Annotated in this window: 15 protein-coding genes; 10 read left to right on the top strand and 5 right to left on the bottom strand. The window is 73.1% G+C overall.

Translation table 11 applies throughout. The annotated features are described in order from the left end of the window. Nucleotides 1-9 precede the first annotated feature (9 nt). Together ACO0E0_RS13460 and ACO0E0_RS13455 are read right to left on the bottom strand one after the other, a co-directional pair. A complete protein-coding gene (locus tag ACO0E0_RS13460; protein WP_422871947.1) occupies nucleotides 10-1,764 on the bottom strand; it encodes an acetyl/propionyl/methylcrotonyl-CoA carboxylase subunit alpha in 1,755 nt (584 codons plus the stop codon). Nucleotides 1,765-1,843: 79 nt separating this feature from the next. After that, nucleotides 1,844-2,533, bottom strand: a complete 690-nt coding sequence (locus ACO0E0_RS13455; protein WP_422871946.1) for a Maf family protein — start codon at nucleotides 2,531-2,533, stop codon at nucleotides 1,844-1,846. Between the two features lie 14 nt (nucleotides 2,534-2,547). Here ACO0E0_RS13455 and ACO0E0_RS13450 point away from each other — a divergent pair, with 14 nt between their 5' ends. The 4 genes from ACO0E0_RS13450 (at nucleotide 2,548) to ACO0E0_RS13435 (ending at nucleotide 7,091) form a co-directional block, all read left to right on the top strand. Continuing rightward, nucleotides 2,548-3,825, top strand: coding sequence for a class I SAM-dependent RNA methyltransferase (locus tag ACO0E0_RS13450; protein WP_422871945.1), 1,278 nt, complete (start codon nucleotides 2,548-2,550; stop codon nucleotides 3,823-3,825). Nucleotides 3,826-4,016: 191 nt separating this feature from the next. After that, nucleotides 4,017-4,721: a response regulator transcription factor gene (locus ACO0E0_RS13445; protein WP_422871944.1), complete on the top strand. Its 705-nt coding sequence runs from the start codon at nucleotides 4,017-4,019 to the stop codon at nucleotides 4,719-4,721. Next, nucleotides 4,711-6,042: a sensor histidine kinase gene (locus ACO0E0_RS13440; RefSeq protein WP_422871943.1), complete on the top strand. Its 1,332-nt coding sequence runs from the start codon at nucleotides 4,711-4,713 to the stop codon at nucleotides 6,040-6,042. The genes ACO0E0_RS13445 and ACO0E0_RS13440 overlap by 11 nt, the downstream gene beginning before the upstream one ends. Beyond that, the gene (locus tag ACO0E0_RS13435; protein ID WP_422871942.1) at nucleotides 6,039-7,091 is read left to right on the top strand and encodes a hypothetical protein; all 1,053 of its coding nucleotides are present in this window, start codon (nucleotides 6,039-6,041) and stop codon (nucleotides 7,089-7,091) included. The genes ACO0E0_RS13440 and ACO0E0_RS13435 overlap by 4 nt, the downstream gene beginning before the upstream one ends. A gap of 418 nt (nucleotides 7,092-7,509) precedes the next feature. Here ACO0E0_RS13435 and ACO0E0_RS13430 read toward each other — a convergent pair whose 3' ends face one another. Together ACO0E0_RS13430 and ACO0E0_RS13425 are read right to left on the bottom strand one after the other, a co-directional pair. Further along, nucleotides 7,510-7,785 (bottom strand): acyl-CoA carboxylase subunit epsilon, encoded by a 276-nt coding sequence (locus ACO0E0_RS13430; RefSeq protein ID WP_422871941.1) that lies wholly within the window; start codon nucleotides 7,783-7,785, stop codon nucleotides 7,510-7,512. Then, a complete protein-coding gene (locus tag ACO0E0_RS13425; protein WP_422871940.1) occupies nucleotides 7,782-9,392 on the bottom strand; it encodes an acyl-CoA carboxylase subunit beta in 1,611 nt (536 codons plus the stop codon). The genes ACO0E0_RS13430 and ACO0E0_RS13425 overlap by 4 nt, the downstream gene beginning before the upstream one ends. A 73-nt stretch (nucleotides 9,393-9,465) precedes the next feature. Here ACO0E0_RS13425 and ACO0E0_RS13420 point away from each other — a divergent pair, with 73 nt between their 5' ends. The 3 genes from ACO0E0_RS13420 to ACO0E0_RS13410 are packed head-to-tail and all read left to right on the top strand — an operon-like array spanning nucleotide 9,466 to nucleotide 12,161. Next, the gene (locus tag ACO0E0_RS13420) at nucleotides 9,466-10,272 is read left to right on the top strand and encodes a biotin--[acetyl-CoA-carboxylase] ligase (protein ID WP_422871939.1); all 807 of its coding nucleotides are present in this window, start codon (nucleotides 9,466-9,468) and stop codon (nucleotides 10,270-10,272) included. Continuing rightward, on the top strand, nucleotides 10,265-10,840 hold the full coding sequence (locus ACO0E0_RS13415; RefSeq protein WP_422871938.1) for a PH domain-containing protein: 576 nt from the start codon (nucleotides 10,265-10,267) through the stop codon (nucleotides 10,838-10,840). The genes ACO0E0_RS13420 and ACO0E0_RS13415 overlap by 8 nt, the downstream gene beginning before the upstream one ends. Before the next feature lie 13 nt (nucleotides 10,841-10,853). Continuing rightward, nucleotides 10,854-12,161 (top strand): UDP-glucose dehydrogenase family protein, encoded by a 1,308-nt coding sequence (locus ACO0E0_RS13410; RefSeq protein WP_422871937.1) that lies wholly within the window; start codon nucleotides 10,854-10,856, stop codon nucleotides 12,159-12,161. Nucleotides 12,162-12,317: 156 nt separating this feature from the next. On the opposite strand, the gene ACO0E0_RS13405 is transcribed toward ACO0E0_RS13410, so the two are convergent. Beyond that, nucleotides 12,318-13,103, bottom strand: coding sequence for a PepSY domain-containing protein (locus ACO0E0_RS13405; RefSeq protein WP_422871936.1), 786 nt, complete (start codon nucleotides 13,101-13,103; stop codon nucleotides 12,318-12,320). A gap of 82 nt (nucleotides 13,104-13,185) precedes the next feature. On the opposite strand from ACO0E0_RS13405, the gene ACO0E0_RS13400 reads away from it, so the two are divergent. From ACO0E0_RS13400 to purE, 3 genes are all read left to right on the top strand, one after another. Continuing rightward, nucleotides 13,186-14,319: a 5-(carboxyamino)imidazole ribonucleotide synthase gene (locus tag ACO0E0_RS13400; RefSeq protein WP_422871935.1), complete on the top strand. Its 1,134-nt coding sequence runs from the start codon at nucleotides 13,186-13,188 to the stop codon at nucleotides 14,317-14,319. Between the two features lie 192 nt (nucleotides 14,320-14,511). Continuing rightward, nucleotides 14,512-16,530: a glycoside hydrolase family 6 protein gene (locus tag ACO0E0_RS13395; RefSeq protein WP_422871934.1), complete on the top strand. Its 2,019-nt coding sequence runs from the start codon at nucleotides 14,512-14,514 to the stop codon at nucleotides 16,528-16,530. Nucleotides 16,531-16,610: 80 nt separating this feature from the next. Beyond that, the gene (gene purE, locus ACO0E0_RS13390; RefSeq protein WP_422871984.1) at nucleotides 16,611-17,078 is read left to right on the top strand and encodes a 5-(carboxyamino)imidazole ribonucleotide mutase; all 468 of its coding nucleotides are present in this window, start codon (nucleotides 16,611-16,613) and stop codon (nucleotides 17,076-17,078) included. Nucleotides 17,079-17,083: the final 5 nt, after the last annotated feature.

Raw genomic sequence — 17,083 nt, 5'->3', positions numbered from 1 at the left:
GCGCGAGCGCTACGCGAGCTCGAGCAGCACGTGCCCCGACGAGACGGTCTGCCCGACCGGCGCGTTGAGCGCCCGCACCGTGCCGTCCTTGTGCGCGGCGACCGGCTGCTCCATCTTCATCGCCTCGAGCACGACGAGCAGGTCGCCCTTGACGACCGACTGGCCGTCCTCGACCGCGAGCTTGACGACCGTGGCCTGCATCGGGGAGGTCACGCTCGCACCGGACGACGCCGCCGCACCACGGACCACGCCGCTCCGTCGTTTCGGGGGTGCGACGTGCCGCGTCGAGGCACCGACGATGCTCGGCATGGTCACTTCGATGCGCTTCCCCTCGACCTCGACGACGACGCTCGAACGGGCTGCGGGCTCCGGCAGCTCCTCCGGCGACCCGGACCAGGCGGGGATGTCGTTGTCGAACTCCGTCTCGATCCACTGCGTGTAGACGGAGAACGGCTCGTCGTCGGGGGTCGCGAACGCGGGGTCGCTCACCACGGCGCGGTGGAACGGGAGCACGGTGGGGAGACCGGTGACCTCGAACTCGGCGAGTGCACGTCGAGACCGCTCGAGCGCCTCCTGTCGGGTGGCGCCGGTCACGACGAGCTTCGCGAGCAACGAGTCGAACGACCCGGACACGACGTCCCCGGAGACGACACCCGAGTCGACACGGACGCCGGGACCCGACGGTGCGTGGAAGGCGTGCACCGGACCCGGCGCGGGGAAGAAGTTGCGGCCGGGGTCCTCGCCGTTGATCCGGAACTCGAAGGAGTGCCCGCGCGGCTCCGGGTCCGGGTAGTCGAGCGTGCCGCCCTCGGCGATCCGGAACTGCTCGCGCACGAGGTCGATCCCGGTCACCTCCTCCGAGACGCAGTGCTCGACCTGCAGGCGGGTGTTCACCTCGAGGAACGACACGGTCCCGTCGGCGCCGATCAGGAACTCGCAGGTGCCGGCACCGAGGTACCCGACTTCGCGGAGGATCGCCTTCGACGCGGAGTACAACAGGTCGCGCTGCGCGGACGTCAGGTACGGGGCCGGGGCCTCCTCGACGAGCTTCTGGTGGCGGCGCTGCAGCGAGCAGTCACGGGTCGACACGACGACGACGTTCCCCTCGGCGTCGGCGAGGCACTGCGTCTCGACGTGTCGGGGGCGGTCGAGGAACTTCTCGACGAAGCACTCGCCGCGACCGAAGGCGGCGACGGCCTCACGCGTGGCGGACTCGAACAGCTCAGGGATCTCCTCGCGGGTGCGGGCGACCTTGAGGCCGCGGCCGCCACCGCCGAACGCGGCCTTGATCGCGACCGGGAGGCCGACCTCGTCCGCGAAGTCGATGACCTCGGACACGTCCTCGACGGGCTCGATCGTGCCGGGGGCGAGCGGCGCGCCGACCTTCTCGGCCACGTGCCGCGCGGACACCTTGTCGCCGAGCAGGTCGATCGAGTCCGGCGACGGGCCGATCCAGGTCAGGCCGGCGTCGATGACCGCACGGGCGAACGCGGCGTTCTCGGCGAGGAACCCGTAGCCGGGGTGCACGGCGTCGGCGCCGGAACGACGGGCGACCGAGATGATCTTGTCGATGACCAGGTAGGTCTCGGCACTCGTGGTGCCGTGCAGCGCATAGGCCTCGTCGGCGAGGCGGGCGTGCAGCGCGTCGCGGTCCTGGTCCGCGTAGACCGCGACCGAGGCCTTGCCCGCGTCTCGTGCGGCTCGGATGATCCGGACCGCGATCTCGCCACGGTTGGCGATGAGGACCTTGCTGATACGGGGCATGACAGACAAGCGTATTCGCGTGCCGACCCGGTGATTTGACTGCCACCCACAAGAAAGCCCCCGGGGGGCTGGTCCATGTCTACAAGACGCCGGGCCCGGACCAGAGGTCGTGCCAGGAGATCCCGAACCCCTCGAGGAGCATCGTCCGGAGCATCGGCAACGACAGTCCGACGACGGCGCTCGGCGACCCGTCGATCCGCGTGATGTACGCCGCGGCACGCCCGTCGATGGTGAACGCACCGGCGACCTCGAGCGGCTCGCCGGTCGCCACGTAGGCGTCGACCTCGTCCGTCGTCATGTCGCTCGCGAACTCAAGGACCGCGGAGTCGACCGCGACCACCGTGTCGGGAACGGGTCGCGTGGTCCCTGCGCGACGGTCGATGACCGCGTGGCCGGACCACAGCGTGCCGCCGCCGGCGGCGAGCATCTGCCGCCACCGCGCCCGCGCCACCGCGGGGTCGTGCGGCTTGCCGTACAGGGTGCCGTCCACCTCGAACGCGGAGTCCCCGCCGAACACGACGCCGTCGATGCGCTCGCCGGCGACGGAGGACGGCGCATCGGCCGGACCCGCGACCGCACGTGCCTTGGCGACGGCGAGGAGCGCGACGAGTTCCGGACCGGTGAGCGGTCGACCGAGGCGCGTCGCCTCCGCGGCGGCGGCGGCCTCCTCGTCGACCCCTGGCGCGACGAGCACCGGCTCGATGCCGGACTGCGCGAGGAGCGATCGACGGGCGGGGGAGGTGCTCGCGAGGTAGAGGCGGGTCGGCATGGGACCATCGTTCCATGGGTGAGTCTCTCGGAACGCTGCTCGAACTCGACGTGACGGGCATCGCCCACGGCGGCATCTCCGTCGCCAGGCACGACGGCCGGGTGGTCTTCGTCACCGACGCCGTCCCCGGCGAGCGGGTCGTCGCGCGCGTGAGCGAGGACCGCAAGAAGTCGTTCTGGCGCGCCGACACGGTGTCGGTCGTGACCCCCTCGGAGCATCGCCGCGACCACGTCTGGGCGGCCGCCGGCATCGACCGCGACCCCGACGAGCGCGCCGGCGGGGCGGAGTTCGGCCACATCGCCCTCGCGCACCAGCGGACGCTCAAGCGCGACGTGCTCGTCGACGCCTTCGGCCGGTTCGCCGGGGTGGCCGACTCGCCGCTCCTCGACGAGCTCGTGGTCCGGGCCGCCCCGGGCGACGACGACGCCGACGGGCTCGGCTGGCGCACCCGTGTCCGGCTCCACGTCGACGACTCCGGGACCGCCGGGCCGTACGCGAGCCGGTCGCACCACGTCGTCGCGGTCGACGACCTGCCGCTCGCGACCGCCGTGGTCTCGGACGCGGCGCCGCTCGGCCGTGGCGCGATGCCGGGGTCCGCGGTCGTCGACGTCATCGCCCCGACCGGCGGAACGGGCACGGGCGCTCGGCTCGTGATCGACGCGCAGAAGCCCACCGTGATCGTGGAGCGCGTCGGCGAGCGGGAGTTCCGGCTCGACGACAGCGGGTTCTGGCAGGTGCACCGCGCCGCCCCGGACGTCCTCACCGCCGCGGTGCAGGCCGCCGTCGACCCCGCGAGGCTCGACCCGGCCGCGCAGCACCTCGACCTGTACGGCGGTGTCGGCCTCCTGGCGGCCGCCCTCGGCGACGCCGTGTCCTCGGTCGGGGGCGGGTCCGGGTTCCGCGTCACGAGCGTCGAGAGCTCCGGTGCCGCCACCGAGCACGCGCAGGAGAACCTCGCCGAGTGGCTCGGAGCTCGCGCCGAGACCGGCCGGGTCGACCGCTGGCTCCGTCGCACGATCGACCAGGCATCGGCGCAGGAGCGAGGCCGGCTCGCCGCCGGCACCGTCGTCCTCGACCCGCCGCGGAGCGGTGCCGGTCGGGAGGTCGTCGAGTCCCTCGCGGCCCTCGCACCGGCGCAGGTGGTCTACGTGGCGTGCGATCCGGTGGCACTCGCGCGGGACGTCCGGACGTTCGCCGACCTCGGCTACCGACTCGATGCGCTCGCGGCGTTCGACCTGTTCCCGCACACCCACCACGTCGAGGCCGTCGCGCGACTCGTCCCCACGGTCTGACCCGGCACGGGCGGCTCCCGATCCGCCGAGAGGACCAATCCGATCCGGGCACGGTTCCGAACCGCACTCATCGTGGAGTCCGCCGAATCGCGGACAAGACCGCTCCGTGATGCTGTACAGAACCTGGGTACCATGACACTGGCGACACGGGAATCAGGGCCCGTGTCCCGACCGGACCTTGAGAGGGCACCGTGGGAGCAGACACGACCACCACCACCGCAGCGAGGGGACTGGCAGACCGGCCCGTCCGGGTCGCCATCGTCGACGACCACGAGTCCGTGCGGCTCGGCATCCAGGCGGCCTGCCAGAACGAGGGCTTCGAGGTGGTGCTCACCGCCGCGAGCGTCCCCGAGTACGTCGGTCGGCTCGACCACCGGGAGGTCGACGTCGTCGTGCTCGACCTCTCGCTGGGCGACGGCACGACCGTGACCGAGAACGTCAAGAACGTGCAGGGCACCGGTTCGGCCGTGCTCGTGCACAGCATCGCCGACCGCGTCGCCTCCGTCCGCGAGGCCCTCGCCGCCGGGGCCGCCGGCGTCATCCCGAAGTCGTCCGCCACGAAGACCGTCATGGCCGCCGTCGCGACCGTGGCGCGCGGGGACGTCCTCAACAACCTCGAGTGGGCGAGCGCGATCGACGCCGACCGCGACTTCGCGAAGGCGCAACTCGGCCGTCGCGAGCGCGAGATCCTGCACCTGTACGCCTCCGGACTCCCGCTGAAGCTCGCCGCCCAGCAACTCGGCATCGGGTACTCGACGGCGCGCGAGTACCTCGATCGCATCCGCGTGAAGTACGTCGAGGTGGGCCGTCCCGCGCCGACCAAGGTGGACCTGCTGCGCCGTGCGGTCGAGGACGGCATCCTGCCGGGGCTCGACGCGGACGGCGATGGTCGCTGAGATCCCGTCGCCGACCGCGGTCGGACCGGACCTGATCGGGCCGACCCCGGTCGGCCTCCAGCCGGGTGGCCTCCCGCCGGTCGGACCGGACCCGTCGCGCGGTGTGCGGGCGACCATCAACGCGTCGACCGTCGAACGAGCGTTCTCGATCATCATGGCGGTCGGCGGGATCGGCTTCGCCGCGACGAACATCGGCTCGATCCTCGCGCAGTTGCCGCGCCTCGACGTGTGGGGCAACGTCGTCGCCGCCGCGGTCGGGGTGTCGATCCTCTACGTGGGACTCTCCGGGATCGTCTACCGGCTCGCCCGGTCGGCACAGGTCGCCGTCGCGCTGATGTTCCTCGTCGCGCTGGTCACCTGGCCGATGACCGTGCACGGGGTGCTGCCGGTCGGGGAGTCGCCGTGGCCGTACTGGCTCTGCAACGTCGCGACGCAGGCTGCCGCGCTCGGGTTCGCGACCTGGCGTGCCGTCGTGTACACCGTCCTCGTCCCGCTCGTCTACGCCGTGATCCGGCTCACCCCCCAGGGCGGCGGTGTCTCGATCGAACGGGCGGCGCTCGACGGCGTGTACATCCTCATCCTCGGAGGCGCCGGCCTCGCGCTCGTGACCGTGCTCCGGCGTGCAGCCGCCGGCGTCGACGTGGCACAGGCCACCGCCGTCTCCCGGTACGCCTCCGCGATCCACGAGCACGCCACCGAGCTCGAGCGCGTCCAGGTCGACGCCATCGTGCACGACAGCGTGCTGACGACGCTCCTCTCCGCGGCCCGTGCCGAGACCGACGACGCCGAGCGGCTGGCGGCGAGCATGGCGACGAACGCGATCGCCCACCTCGCACGCGCGTCGGGGCGGCTCGACCTCGATGCCGCACCGGTCCGGGTCGACGCGCTCCGGGACCGCATCGCGGACGCCGTCGGCGACCTCGCGGCGCCGGTCGAGGTCACCGACACGGCACTCGACGACCGCGCGGTTCCGGCCGTCGTCGCGGAGGCACTGGCCTCGGCGGCGCTGCAGGCCGCCGTGAACAGCGTGCAGCACGCCGGCGGCGTCGAGGTGCGCCGGACGGTGCGCATCGTGCCGCTCGGCACGGACGGGGTCGAGGTCGTGATCCGGGACGACGGTGCCGGGTTCGACATGGCCGACGTGCCGGCCGAACGCCTCGGCGTCCGCCGGTCGATCCTGGAACGCGTCACGGTGGCCGGCGGCGACGTCCAGTTGGTCAGCGCTCCTGGCTCCGGCACGCGCATCGTGCTGCAGTGGGCCGGGGCCGGGGCCGGGGCCGGGACCGGGGCCGACCGGCCGGACGGCGAGGACCGCGCATGAGGGTCTCGGTGCCCGCGGGCGTCGCGAACGGCCTCGCGGCGATCTTCTCGCTCTACCACCTGCTCCTCGCGGCCACGAGTCTCGACGCCGTGCGGTCGACGCCCCCGGTCGTCGCGTGCATGGTGCTGTACGCCGCCGCGACCGCCGTCGCCCTCGTTCCCCGCGGTGCCGTGCTGCCGATCTGGGCGTCGTGCTTCGCGCTCGCGACCGCGTGCGTCATGCCGCTGGTGATCGCGCCGCAGCTCCCGACCTCCGGGACCTTCGGGTACACCACCTGGTACGTCGCGGCGGTGGGGACGCTCATGGTGATCCTGACCGTCCGCGGTCGGATCGCGTTCGCCTGGACCGGCGTGGGGTTCCTCGCCGTGCACACCGTCGTCGTCATCGGCCCGGGTGCGCTCGCGTCGCTCGGCGTGATCGGCAGCCTCACCTGGGTGCTCATCTCGACGATGTTCTCGAACGCGGTGAACCGGTCGATCCGGGCCACCCGGGACTTCGTGCGCGCCGAACAGGAGACCGCCGACTGGCAGGCGGCGCAGGACGCCCACGTGCACGAACGGCAGTTCCGCCTGCGGCAGACCACCCGGATGGCGTTGCCGATGCTCGAGCGGATCATCGCGGTGCGCGGGGACCTCAGCGATCGGGAACGGGCCGAGTGCCTGCACCTCGAGGGCGCGATCCGTGACGAGATCCGCGGTCGCAGCCTCCTGTCCGACGACGTCCGCGCCGAGGTGATGGCCCTGCGCCGCGAGGGGGCGACCGTGCAGCTCCTCGACGAGGGCGGCCTCGACGACCTCGAGCCGACGGAACGGGACCGCGTGCACGCCGAGCTCGCCGACGCACTGCGGCGGGCGAACGGCGCGGACTCGGTGATCATCCGGACCGTGGCGGAGGGCTCGGACACGGCGGTCACCGTCGTCGGGCTGCGGCTCGACACCGCGGCGAGCGAGTCGACCGCGCTCGGGGTGGACGTCGGCGAGGACGAGGACGAGGACGACTCGGTCGCGCTCTGGCTGGAGATCCCGCGGCACGCGACCCCGGCCAGCTGACGCCGGAGACGGAGTCGGGCACATCCCGAAACACCGGCAGCGGCACACCGGAGACGGAAACCGTGCACTCCGGAGACGGAAACAGGGCCGGACGCCTGCGCATCCGACCCTGCCCGAGAATCCGAGTCAGAGCGACAACCCGAATATCGCCCTGACTCGTCATCCGAACGATGGCGTCGTACCCTGGTCAGCCACCGTTCGGCGATGCAACTCGTATGAGAGACACCGAACACAAGTAATCATGCCCTGTTCGGCGGCGGACAGAAGTCGTCATTTAGGGGGACAACCGCGACCGCACGGCGGATCTGCGACCCCCGTTCGAGGGTCCGGACCCCCGGAACGACGCGCCGAGCGGCGAACGGAACGGTCGGTCCCGGCGTCGGATGCGGACCCGACGGGGGACATCCCGCCGCGCTCGTCACCCGAGCGAACGGCTCCACGCACCCCGCTCGAGCGGGGTGCGCAGGCCGCGTGCGGATGCGTCCCACGCCGAGCGGGGTGCCCCGTCAACCCGGGTGCGGCCGACGCGCTCCGCCTCGTCCGCGGCGGCCCGGAGGACCGCGGTGACGGCGGCGAGCTCCTCGGGCGTCGGCGTCCCGGCGACCACGCGCATGCCCGGAGCGGTCCTGGCGGAGTCGGTCGACCCTCCAGGCCGGTCGCCGTCCACCGGACCGTCCGACGCGTGCCTGCTCACAGCGGGATGTTCCCGTGCTTCTTCGGCGGCAACGTCGCGCGCTTGCCGCGCAGCGCCCGCAGCGACTTGATCACCGCGACACGCGTCGCGTGCGGCTGGATGATGCCGTCGAGCTCACCGCGTTCCGCCGCCAGGTACGGCGACGCGACGTTGTAGGTGTACTCGTTCGCGAGCCGCGCACGGACGGCGGCGACGTCCTCGCCGTCCTCCTCGGCCTTCTTGATCTCGGCACGGTAGAGGATGTTCACGGCGCCCTGACCGCCCATCACGGCGATCTCCGCGGTCGGCCACGCCAGGTTGATGTCCGCGCCGAGTTGCTTCGACCCCATCACGATGTACGCGCCGCCGTAGGCCTTCCGGGTGATGACGGTGACGAGCGGGACGGTGGCCTCGGCGTACGCGTACAGGAGCTTCGCGCCGCGGCGGATCACCCCGGTCCACTCCTGGTCCGTGCCCGGCAGGTACCCCGGGACGTCGACGAGGGTGAGGATCGGGATCGAGAACGCGTCGCAGAACCGGACGAAGCGCGATGCCTTCTCGCCCGCATCGATGTTCAGGGTGCCGGCCATCGCCGACGGCTGGTTCGCGATGACGCCGACCGTGCGGCCCTCGACCCGGCCGAAGCCGATGACGATGTTCGGGGCGAAGAGCGGCTGCACCTCGAGGAAGTCACCGTCGTCGACGACGTGTTCGATGACGGTCATGACGTCGTACGGCTGGTTCGTCGAGTCCGGGATGACGACGTCGAGCTCCCGGTCCGCGTCGGTCGTCTCCATCTCGGCTGCGGACTCGTAGGCGGGCGGGTCGGCGAGGTTGTTGTCCGGCAGGAACCCGACGAGCGACCGCGCGTAGTCGAGTGCGTCGGTCTCGTCGTCGGCCAGGTAGTGGGAGACACCCGACACGGCGTTGTGGGTGTGGGCGCCGCCGAGTTCCTCGAAGCCGACGTCCTCGCCGGTGACGGTCTTGATGACGTCCGGCCCGGTGACGAACATGTGGCTCGTCTTGTCGACCATGATCACGAAGTCGGTGAGCGCGGGGGAGTAGACGGCGCCACCCGCGGCCGGACCCATGATGATCGAGATCTGCGGGATGACCCCGGACGCCGCGGTGTTGAGGCGGAAGATCTCGCCGTACTTCCCGAGCGCCACGACGCCCTCCTGGATGCGGGCACCGCCGGAGTCGAGGATGCCGAGGATCGGCACGCCGGTCTTCAGCGCCAGTTCCATGACCTTCACGATCTTCTCGCCGGCGACCTCGCCGAGGGACCCGCCGAACACGGTGAAGTCCTGCGCGTACACCGCGACCTGGCGACCGTGGATCGTGCCCATGCCGGTCACGACGGCGTCGCCGTAGGGCCGCTTGGCGTCCATCCCGAACGCGGTGGTGCGGTGCCGGACGAACTCGTCGAGCTCGACGAAGGAGTTCTCGTCGAGGAGCTGCGCGATGCGTTCGCGCGCCGTCATCTTGCCCTTGGCGTGCTGCTTGGCGATCGCGGTCTCGCCCGCGGCGGTCACGGCTTCGTGGTAGCGGGTGCGGAGATCGGCGAGCCGGCCCGCGGTGGTCGAGAGGTCCGGGACGGCTGCGTCGTCGGGGGTGCTTGGGGTCACCCGATCACCATACCGGGGCGTCACCGGGGAGCCGTTGGAGGGTCTCCACGGTTCCGGCCGTACATTTACGGACATGTCCTTCGACGTTCCCGCTGGGTCCCCGGCTGCCGAGTGGGGCTTCCCGCGCGCCCGCACGGCGGGCGTCCCGCTCACCGTGGTCGCGTCGACCGGGTCGACGAACGCCGACATGACGGCCCGGCCGGGAGGCACGGGTCACCTCGCCGTGCTCGTCGCGCTCGCGCAGACGGCCGGCCGGGGTCGCCTCGACCGGACGTGGTCCGCGCCCGCAGGGCAGACCCTCGCGGCGAGCGTGCTCGTCCGTGCCGCACTCCCACCGGTCGTCAGGGGGTGGCTGCCGCTCGTCGCCGGGACCGCGATGCGGACGGCCGTCGCAGGTGTGCTCCCGGACCGTGCCGTCACGGTGAAGTGGCCGAACGACGTGCTCGTCGGCGGGCGGAAGGTCTGCGGGATCCTCGCCCAGGTCGCCACCGACGGGGCGGTCGTCGTCGGCGCCGGCGTGAACCTCACGATCCCGGCGGACGACCTCCCGACGCCGACCGCGACCTCGCTCACGGTCGAGGGTGCCGTCGGCTCGTCAGCCGACCTCGCCGACCTGGTGCTGACGGCGTGGTGGTCGACGCTCCGTGACCACGTCGAGGCCCTCGCCCGGGGCGGCCGGGCGGCGACGGGCGTGTTCGACGCGGTCCGCGCGGCGTGCGGGACGATCGGACTGGCCGTCCGCGTCGAGCTCCCGGACGGCGACCGGTACCGCGGGACCGCGACCGGGCTGGACGACGACGGGCGGCTCCTCGTCCGCGGTGCCGACGACGCGGTGTCGGCGATCTCGGTGGGCGACGTCACGCACCTCCGCCATGACTGAGTCGTCCAGCGGACCGGCACCGGACCCGGAGCGTGTCATCGCCCGCTTCCGGCCGCACGCCCGACGCCTGTTCTGGCCGGTCGTCCGCGCGTTCGTCGTCTGCGCCCTCGGCGGGTTCGGCATCGGGTTGTTCCGGGCGGACTGGGCCTGGCTGAACCTCGTCGTGGCCGGCCTCGTCGTCGTGCTGCTGGTCCTCGGCTCCGTGGTGCCGTTGTTCCGGTGGCTCGGGTCGCGCACGGTGGTGACCACGCGACGGCTCGTCCAGACGACCGGTTCCGTGGTGCGCACCCGGCATGAGCTCCTGCACTCGCGGGGGTACGACGTGACGGTGCGTCGGACCGGTCTGCAGGGGATGTTCCGCACCGGCGACGTGCTCGTGTTCCCCGGCGAGGACCGGCCGCTCGTCCTGCCGGACGTCCCCTCCGCCGACCTCGTCGTCGCGGTGCTGCACGACCTCGTGGAGGTGCACGACCTCCGCCGCCGCGGTCCGGAGCCGAGCTGGCAGCAGATCGTGGACGGCACCGCCCGCCCCGCCGACCGATCGGACTCGCGATGGACCACCGGCTGATATATTGGGTGTCATGCGCATCTCTGTGATCGGTTGCGGGTACCTCGGTGCCGTGCACGCCGCGTCGATGGCCGAGCTCGGACACGACGTCGTCGCGGTCGACGTCGACGCCGGACGCATCGCGTCCCTGGCCGGGGGCCGGGCGCCGTTCTTCGAGCCGCACCTGCCGGAGACCCTGACCGCGGCACTCGCCTCCGGCCGCCTGCGGTTCACCACCGACATGTCCGAGATCTCCGGTGCGCAGGTGCACTTCGTCGCCGTCGGCACCCCCCAGGGCACGGACGGCGCCGCCGACCTGCGCTTCGTCGACGCCGCGTTCGTGGAGCTGGTGCGGCACGTCGGTCCGGGCGAGCTCGTGGTCGGCAAGTCCACCGTCCCGGTCGGCACCGCAGCGCGGCTCGCCGCCGGGCTCGCCGACGCCGTCCCGAGTGCGGCCCTGGTGTGGAACCCGGAGTTCCTCCGCGAGGGCTTCGCCGTCCAGGACACCATCGCCCCGGACCGTCTGGTCTACGGCGTCCCGGCCGGACCGTCCGGCGAGCACGCGGTGGCGGTCCTCGACCGGGTCTACGCGACCGCGATCGCCGCGGGCACCCCGCGGCTCGTCGTCGACCACGCCACGGCCGAGCTCGTCAAGGTGAGCGCGAACGCGTTCCTCGCGACCAAGATCTCGTTCATCAACGCGATGGCCGAGATCGCGGAGGCCACCGGCGCCGACGTCACCGCCCTCGCGGACGCCATCGGGCTCGACGCCCGGATCGGCCGGCGGTTCCTGAACGCTGGACTCGGGTTCGGCGGCGGTTGCCTGCCGAAGGACATCCGGGCGTTCCGTGCCCGGTCGATCGAACTCGGCCTGCCGCACGCGCTCGACTTCCTCGACGACGTCGACGCGATCAACCTGCGCCGCCGGGACCGGGTCGTCGACCTCGTGACGGAGCTGCTCGACGGCTCGGTCGCGGGCAAGCGCGTGGCCGTCCTCGGACTCGCGTTCAAGCCCGACTCCGACGACGTCCGGGACTCCCCGGCGCTCGACGTCGCGACCCGACTGCACGATGCCGGTGCCCGGGTCACGGCGTACGACCCGCAGGCGGCCGAGACCTCGCACCGCGTCCGGCCGACCCTCCCGATCGTGGCGAGCGCCGCCGAGGCCGTCGCCGCGGCGGACGTCGTCCTGGTGCTGACGGAGTGGCAGGAGTTCCGCGAGCTCGACCCCGTCACGGTCGCCGCGGCGGTCGCGGGCCGGGTCGTCGTCGACGGGCGGAACTGTCTCGACCCGGTGGCGTGGCGGGACGCGGGGTTCACGTACCGCGGGATGGGTCGCTGAGCCGGGTCGGGCCTCCAGTCCGGGTCGGTGCCGGTGTCGCTGCCCGGGTCGGTGCCGGTGCCCCGGTCGGTGCCGACGCGAGGATGCGAGGATCCGGGGTCCGCGGGCTGCGCGACTCCGGGTTCCTGCGTTCTCGACCCGGTCGGGACCGTCTCGTCAGCTCGTGGAGACCACCGCACCGCTCGCGGCGTCGACGACCACGGTGTGGACGACCCCGTTCGCGGTCACCGTCGCCGTCCACCGCGGCGCGGACGACGTGCCGCCGAGCTGCAACCCGGTCAGGCTGCTCCCCGGGACCGCCCGCTGCGCCGTGGACGCGGCCGTGGCGTAGGGGACCCGGGCGGCCGCGGCGATGGCGGTGTTCTGCGCCGTCGTGGCTGCGTCGACGCTCTTCGGGAACGGTCCCGACGTCACGCGGCCGAGGGACCGGGACACCACCGACTGCGTCTCGGCGCCGGACTCGTCCGCCGTCACGATCGTCCAGTCGTCGCCGTCGATGTGCAGCGAGAGCAGCGTCCCCGAGCCGCTCGCCGACTCCGCGATCCCCGCGGCGGCCATCGCCTGCGCGACGGACGTGTCGAGCTGCCCCTGGGTCACCGTCCCGCCAGAGCTCCCGCTCCCGCCGCTCCCGCTGCCGCTGCTCCCGCTCCCGGTCCCGCCCGTTCCCGAGTCCCCGCCGGCCGAGGTCCCGCCCGTGCTCCCGGTCCCACCCTGCCCCGAGGTGCCGCCGGCGCCCGTCGTGGCGCTGCCGCCAGTGGCGTCCGCCGACGGGGACCTGGTCGGTCCCGGGGAGGCGGACCCGGTGCCCGACGGCGACGAGCTCGGCCGCGGGACGTCCGCCGTGCTGCACCCCGCGAGCAGGAGGGCTCCAGCGACACCGATCGCGACGGCGGCGACGCGGAACCGGCCGGATGCGTTCGGGACGGGCGTGGTCGGGGCCATGGGTCTCCTCGGGGCGGCGGCGCTGGGGCCGGGATGACGATGCCCGGTGATCCTCCCACGACGGGGTCGCTAGGCTCGGGGCATGGCGTTGCGAGTCGGAGTGATCGGTGGCGGACAGCTCGCTCGGATGATGGTGCCCCCGGCGATCGCACTCGGTCTCGACATCCGGGTGCTCGCCGAGGGGCCCGACATGTCCGCCTCGATCGCCGCCACCGCCGAGGGCGACCACCGAGACGCCACGACCGTCCTCGCCTTCGCGGCGGACGTCGACGTCGTCACGTTCGACCACGAGCACGTGCCGCAGGACGTCCTCCGCGCGCTCGTCGACGCGGGCGTGCAGGTGCACCCCGGGCCGGACGCGCTCGCCGTCGCCCAGGACAAGATCGTGATGCGGACACGCCTCGGTGCGCTCGGACTGCCGGTGCCGGACTGGGCGGCCGTCCGGGACGCCCACGAACTCCAGCTGTTCATCGACGCGCACGGAGGCCGTGTCGTCGTCAAGACCGCGCGCGGTGGCTACGACGGCAAGGGCGTGCGCGTCGTCGAGCGCCCGGAACAGGTCGAGGACTGGTTCGGAGCCCTCGCCGAGACCGGCGCGGCCGACGCGCTGCTCGCCGAGGAACTCGTGTCGTTCACCCGGGAGCTCGCGCAGTCCGTGGCGCGGCGTCCGTCCGGCGAGATCGTCGCCTGGCCGGTCGTCGAGACCGTGCAGACGAACGGCGTGTGCGCCGAGGTCATCGCCCCGGCGCCGGACAGCGCCGGACGGATCGCCGACATGGCCGAGTCGATCGCCGTCCGCATCGCCGAGGAGCTCGATGTCACCGGGGTGCTCGCCGTCGAGCTGTTCCAGACCGATGACGAGCGGATCCTCATCAACGAGCTCGCGATGCGCCCGCACAACACCGGCCACTGGACGATCGACGGTTCGACGACGAGCCAGTTCGAGCAGCATCTCCGTGCCGTCCTCGACCTGCCGCTCGGTGCGACGGGCATGCACGACGACGTCAGCGTGATGATCAACGTGCTGGGCGGTCCGGAGGACGGCGACCTCGCCGGTCGGTACCCGGCCGCGCTCGCCGAGTTCCCCGAGGCCAAGTACCACTTCTACGGCAAGGCGCCACGACCGGGGCGCAAGGTCGGGCACGTCACCGTCAGCGGCGAGGACCTCGACGACGTCGTGTTCCGCGCCAAGGCCGCCGCCGCGCACTTCGACTGAGCTGGCGGGGCGGCGGGTCGAGTTCGCCCGCGCGCTCGACCGACGGTGCCCCCGGGTGGGTGGCACCCGGACTGGCGAGTGGCCCGGACCCGGCAGGGCTGGTGTCATTGGGGTCGTCCCACGGCGCGTTCCCCGACGCACCGCCGCCGTCCAGTGCGACCCGATGCACGCTCCTCCCGCCAGGAACGCCCCATGTCACCAGCCGTGCGTCGTGTCGCCGTCCGCTCCGGCCCCGTCGGCGTGGTCGCGACCCTGGCGCTCGTCGCGGCGGCGCTCGTCCCGGTCGCGGCACCGCTGACCGCGAGCGCGACGCCTGCCGCGAGTGCGACGCCCACCGTCAGCGCGACGCCTGCTGCGAGCGCGACCACCACCCCGGTCGTGACGAGCGCCACCGTGCACTCCGCACCGTCCACGACCGTCTTCGCCGGCGGCCCCTTCCACCAGCCGGACAGCCAGCCCGCGAAGTACGCCGCGTCGCTCGCCGCCGCCGGGGACGCCGCGGGGTCGGCAGCGGCGTCGTCGATCGCCCGGCAGCCGATCGCGATCTGGCTCGGCGACTGGTTCTCCGACACCCAGCTCGTGAAGCTCCTGCAGACCACACAGGCAGCTGCCGCCCGAGCCGGGACGACGCCCGTCTACGTCACCTACGCGATCCCGAACCGCGACTGCGGCGGCTACTCGGCCGGTGGCATGACGGCGGACCGGTACCAGCGCTGGACGGACCTGATCGCCTCGACGCTCCGGGGGCAGCGGGCGACGGTGATCGTGGAACCGGACTCCCTGGCGGCCCTCAGCAACTGCCCCGGCGAGGCGAGCACCCGGTACGCCCTGCTCGGGCACGAGGTCGCCGCGTTCACCGCCGCCGGGGTGCCGTCCTACCTCGACGCCGGGAACTCGAACTGGGTGCCGCCGGCCGAGATGGCGAACCGGCTCCGGAACGCCGGCGTCGCGAACGCGCGTGGGTTCTCGAGCAACGTCGCGAACTACCACCCCACGGTGGACGAGCAGGCCTACGACCAGAAGGTGTCCGCGCTCACGGGCGGCGCCCACTACGTCATCGACACGTCGCGGAACGGTGCCGGATGGCGCGGCACCTGGTGCAACGGCCCGGGGGCAGGACTCGGCGCCGTCCCGCGGACCGTCTCGGACGGGACGGCCCTCGATGCGCTGCTCTGGGTGAAGACCCCGGGCGCGAGCGACGGGACGTGCGCCGGCGGACCACCCGCGGGCGCGTGGTACTCCTCGTACGCGCAGACCCTGGTCCGGAACGCCGTGCTGCAGGACGCCCTGACGAGCGCTGCCGTGGACCGGGTCGCCGGGTCGGACGCCTACGACACGGCCGCCCGCATCGCACTCCGGGCGTTCCCGACACCGCGGACCGTCTACGTCGCGTCCCGGGCGACGTTCGCCGACGCCCTCGGCGCGGGCGCAGCGGCCGGTCACGACGACGCACCCGTGCTCCTCACCGCCCCCGGAGCGCTGCCGTCGGCGACCGCAGCGGCCCTCACCGCGATGTCGCCGGACACCGTCGTGGTGGTCGGTGGTCCCGCTGCCGTGAGCGACACGGTCGTCGATCAGCTCCGCCGGTACGCCGGGACCGTGGCCCGGGTGTCGGGCGCCGATCGGTTCGCCACGTCCGCGGCGGTCTCCGCCGGCGCCTTCGCCCCGGGTGTCGAGGTCGCGTACGTCGCGACCGGCACGAACTTCCCCGATGCCCTGTCGGGTGCGGCGATCGCGGCGTCCGTGGCGGCGAACGGGCCGATGCTCCTCGTCACCCCGACGAGCGTCCCGGCGACGGTCGCCGCGGAGCTCCGACGGCTCGCACCGGAGCGGATCGTCGTCCTCGGCGGTGCGGGAGTGGTGTCGGACGGCGTCGTCGCGTCCCTGGCCGGTGTGACCGCGAGCGCAGTGCCCGCCGCCGTCAGCCGCTGGTCGGGACCGGATCGGTTCGGCACGAGCGCGGACATCGCGGCGCGCGCCTACCCGTCCGGGGTCGACTCGCGGACCGTGTACGTCGCGACCGGCACCGCGTTCCCGGACGCCCTGGCCGCCGCGCCCGCCGCCGGGCGCACCGGCAGCCCGCTGCTCCTGGTGACGAGCGACTCGATCCCGGACCCGATCGTCGCGGCGATCGGCCGCATCGACCCGACCCGGGTGGTCGTCCTCGGTGGGAGCGCAGCCGTGTCGGACGCGGTCGCCGCCCGGCTCTGACGCCTCGCCGGGACCGGGTCGGCCGGTACGATCGAGGCGTGACCGACTCCACAGCACCGCAGCCGCTCGTCTCGATCATCATGGGGTCCGACTCGGACTGGCCGACGATGCGGGCCGCCGCGGACATGCTGACCGAGCTCGGGATCGCGTTCGAGGCCGACGTCGTCTCCGCGCACCGCACGCCCGACAAGATGATGCGGTTCGGACGCGCGGCAGCCGATCGCGGGGTCCGGGTGATCATCGCGGGGGCCGGGGGAGCGGCCCACCTGCCCGGCATGGTGGCCGCGGTGACGACCCTCCCGGTCATCGGCGTCCCGGTGCAGCTGGCACGACTCGACGGCCTCGACTCACTCCTGTCGATCGTGCAGATGCCCGCGGGGATCCCGGTCGCGACGATGGCGATCAACGGCGCGGCGAACGCGGGACTCCTCGCCGCGCGGATCATCGGCACGACCGACCCGGCGGTGTCGGCACGGCTGACGGAGTACGCCGCGTCGCTCGAAGCGCTCGTCGAGCAGAAGGCCGGCGCGTTCCGCGACGCGCTCTGACGGAG

This window comes from Curtobacterium phyllosphaerae (genome assembly GCF_049341865.1).
In the GTDB taxonomy this organism is placed as follows: domain Bacteria; phylum Actinomycetota; class Actinomycetes; order Actinomycetales; family Microbacteriaceae; genus Curtobacterium; species Curtobacterium phyllosphaerae.
The sequence above is the reverse complement of the archived record's forward strand: the minus strand, read 5'-3'. Positions and strand labels throughout refer to the sequence as shown.

What these genes read in the sequence shown, in the direction of transcription:
- ACO0E0_RS13460 (WP_422871947.1), bottom strand. Translation starts at nt 1,764, where the DNA reads ATGCCCCGTATCAGCAAGGTCCTCATCGCCAACCGTGGCGAGATCGCG.
- ACO0E0_RS13455 (WP_422871946.1), bottom strand. Translation starts at nt 2,533, where the DNA reads ATGCCGACCCGCCTCTACCTCGCGAGCACCTCCCCCGCCCGTCGATCG.
- ACO0E0_RS13450 (WP_422871945.1), top strand. Translation starts at nt 2,548, where the DNA reads ATGGGTGAGTCTCTCGGAACGCTGCTCGAACTCGACGTGACGGGCATC.
- ACO0E0_RS13440 (WP_422871943.1), top strand. Translation starts at nt 4,711, where the DNA reads ATGGTCGCTGAGATCCCGTCGCCGACCGCGGTCGGACCGGACCTGATC.
- ACO0E0_RS13435 (WP_422871942.1), top strand. Translation starts at nt 6,039, where the DNA reads ATGAGGGTCTCGGTGCCCGCGGGCGTCGCGAACGGCCTCGCGGCGATC.
- ACO0E0_RS13420 (WP_422871939.1), top strand. Translation starts at nt 9,466, where the DNA reads ATGTCCTTCGACGTTCCCGCTGGGTCCCCGGCTGCCGAGTGGGGCTTC.
- ACO0E0_RS13415 (WP_422871938.1), top strand. Translation starts at nt 10,265, where the DNA reads ATGACTGAGTCGTCCAGCGGACCGGCACCGGACCCGGAGCGTGTCATC.
- ACO0E0_RS13410 (WP_422871937.1), top strand. Translation starts at nt 10,854, where the DNA reads ATGCGCATCTCTGTGATCGGTTGCGGGTACCTCGGTGCCGTGCACGCC.
- ACO0E0_RS13405 (WP_422871936.1), bottom strand. Translation starts at nt 13,103, where the DNA reads ATGGCCCCGACCACGCCCGTCCCGAACGCATCCGGCCGGTTCCGCGTC.
- ACO0E0_RS13400 (WP_422871935.1), top strand. Translation starts at nt 13,186, where the DNA reads ATGGCGTTGCGAGTCGGAGTGATCGGTGGCGGACAGCTCGCTCGGATG.
- ACO0E0_RS13395 (WP_422871934.1), top strand. Translation starts at nt 14,512, where the DNA reads ATGTCACCAGCCGTGCGTCGTGTCGCCGTCCGCTCCGGCCCCGTCGGC.
- purE (WP_422871984.1), top strand. Translation starts at nt 16,611, where the DNA reads ATGGGGTCCGACTCGGACTGGCCGACGATGCGGGCCGCCGCGGACATG.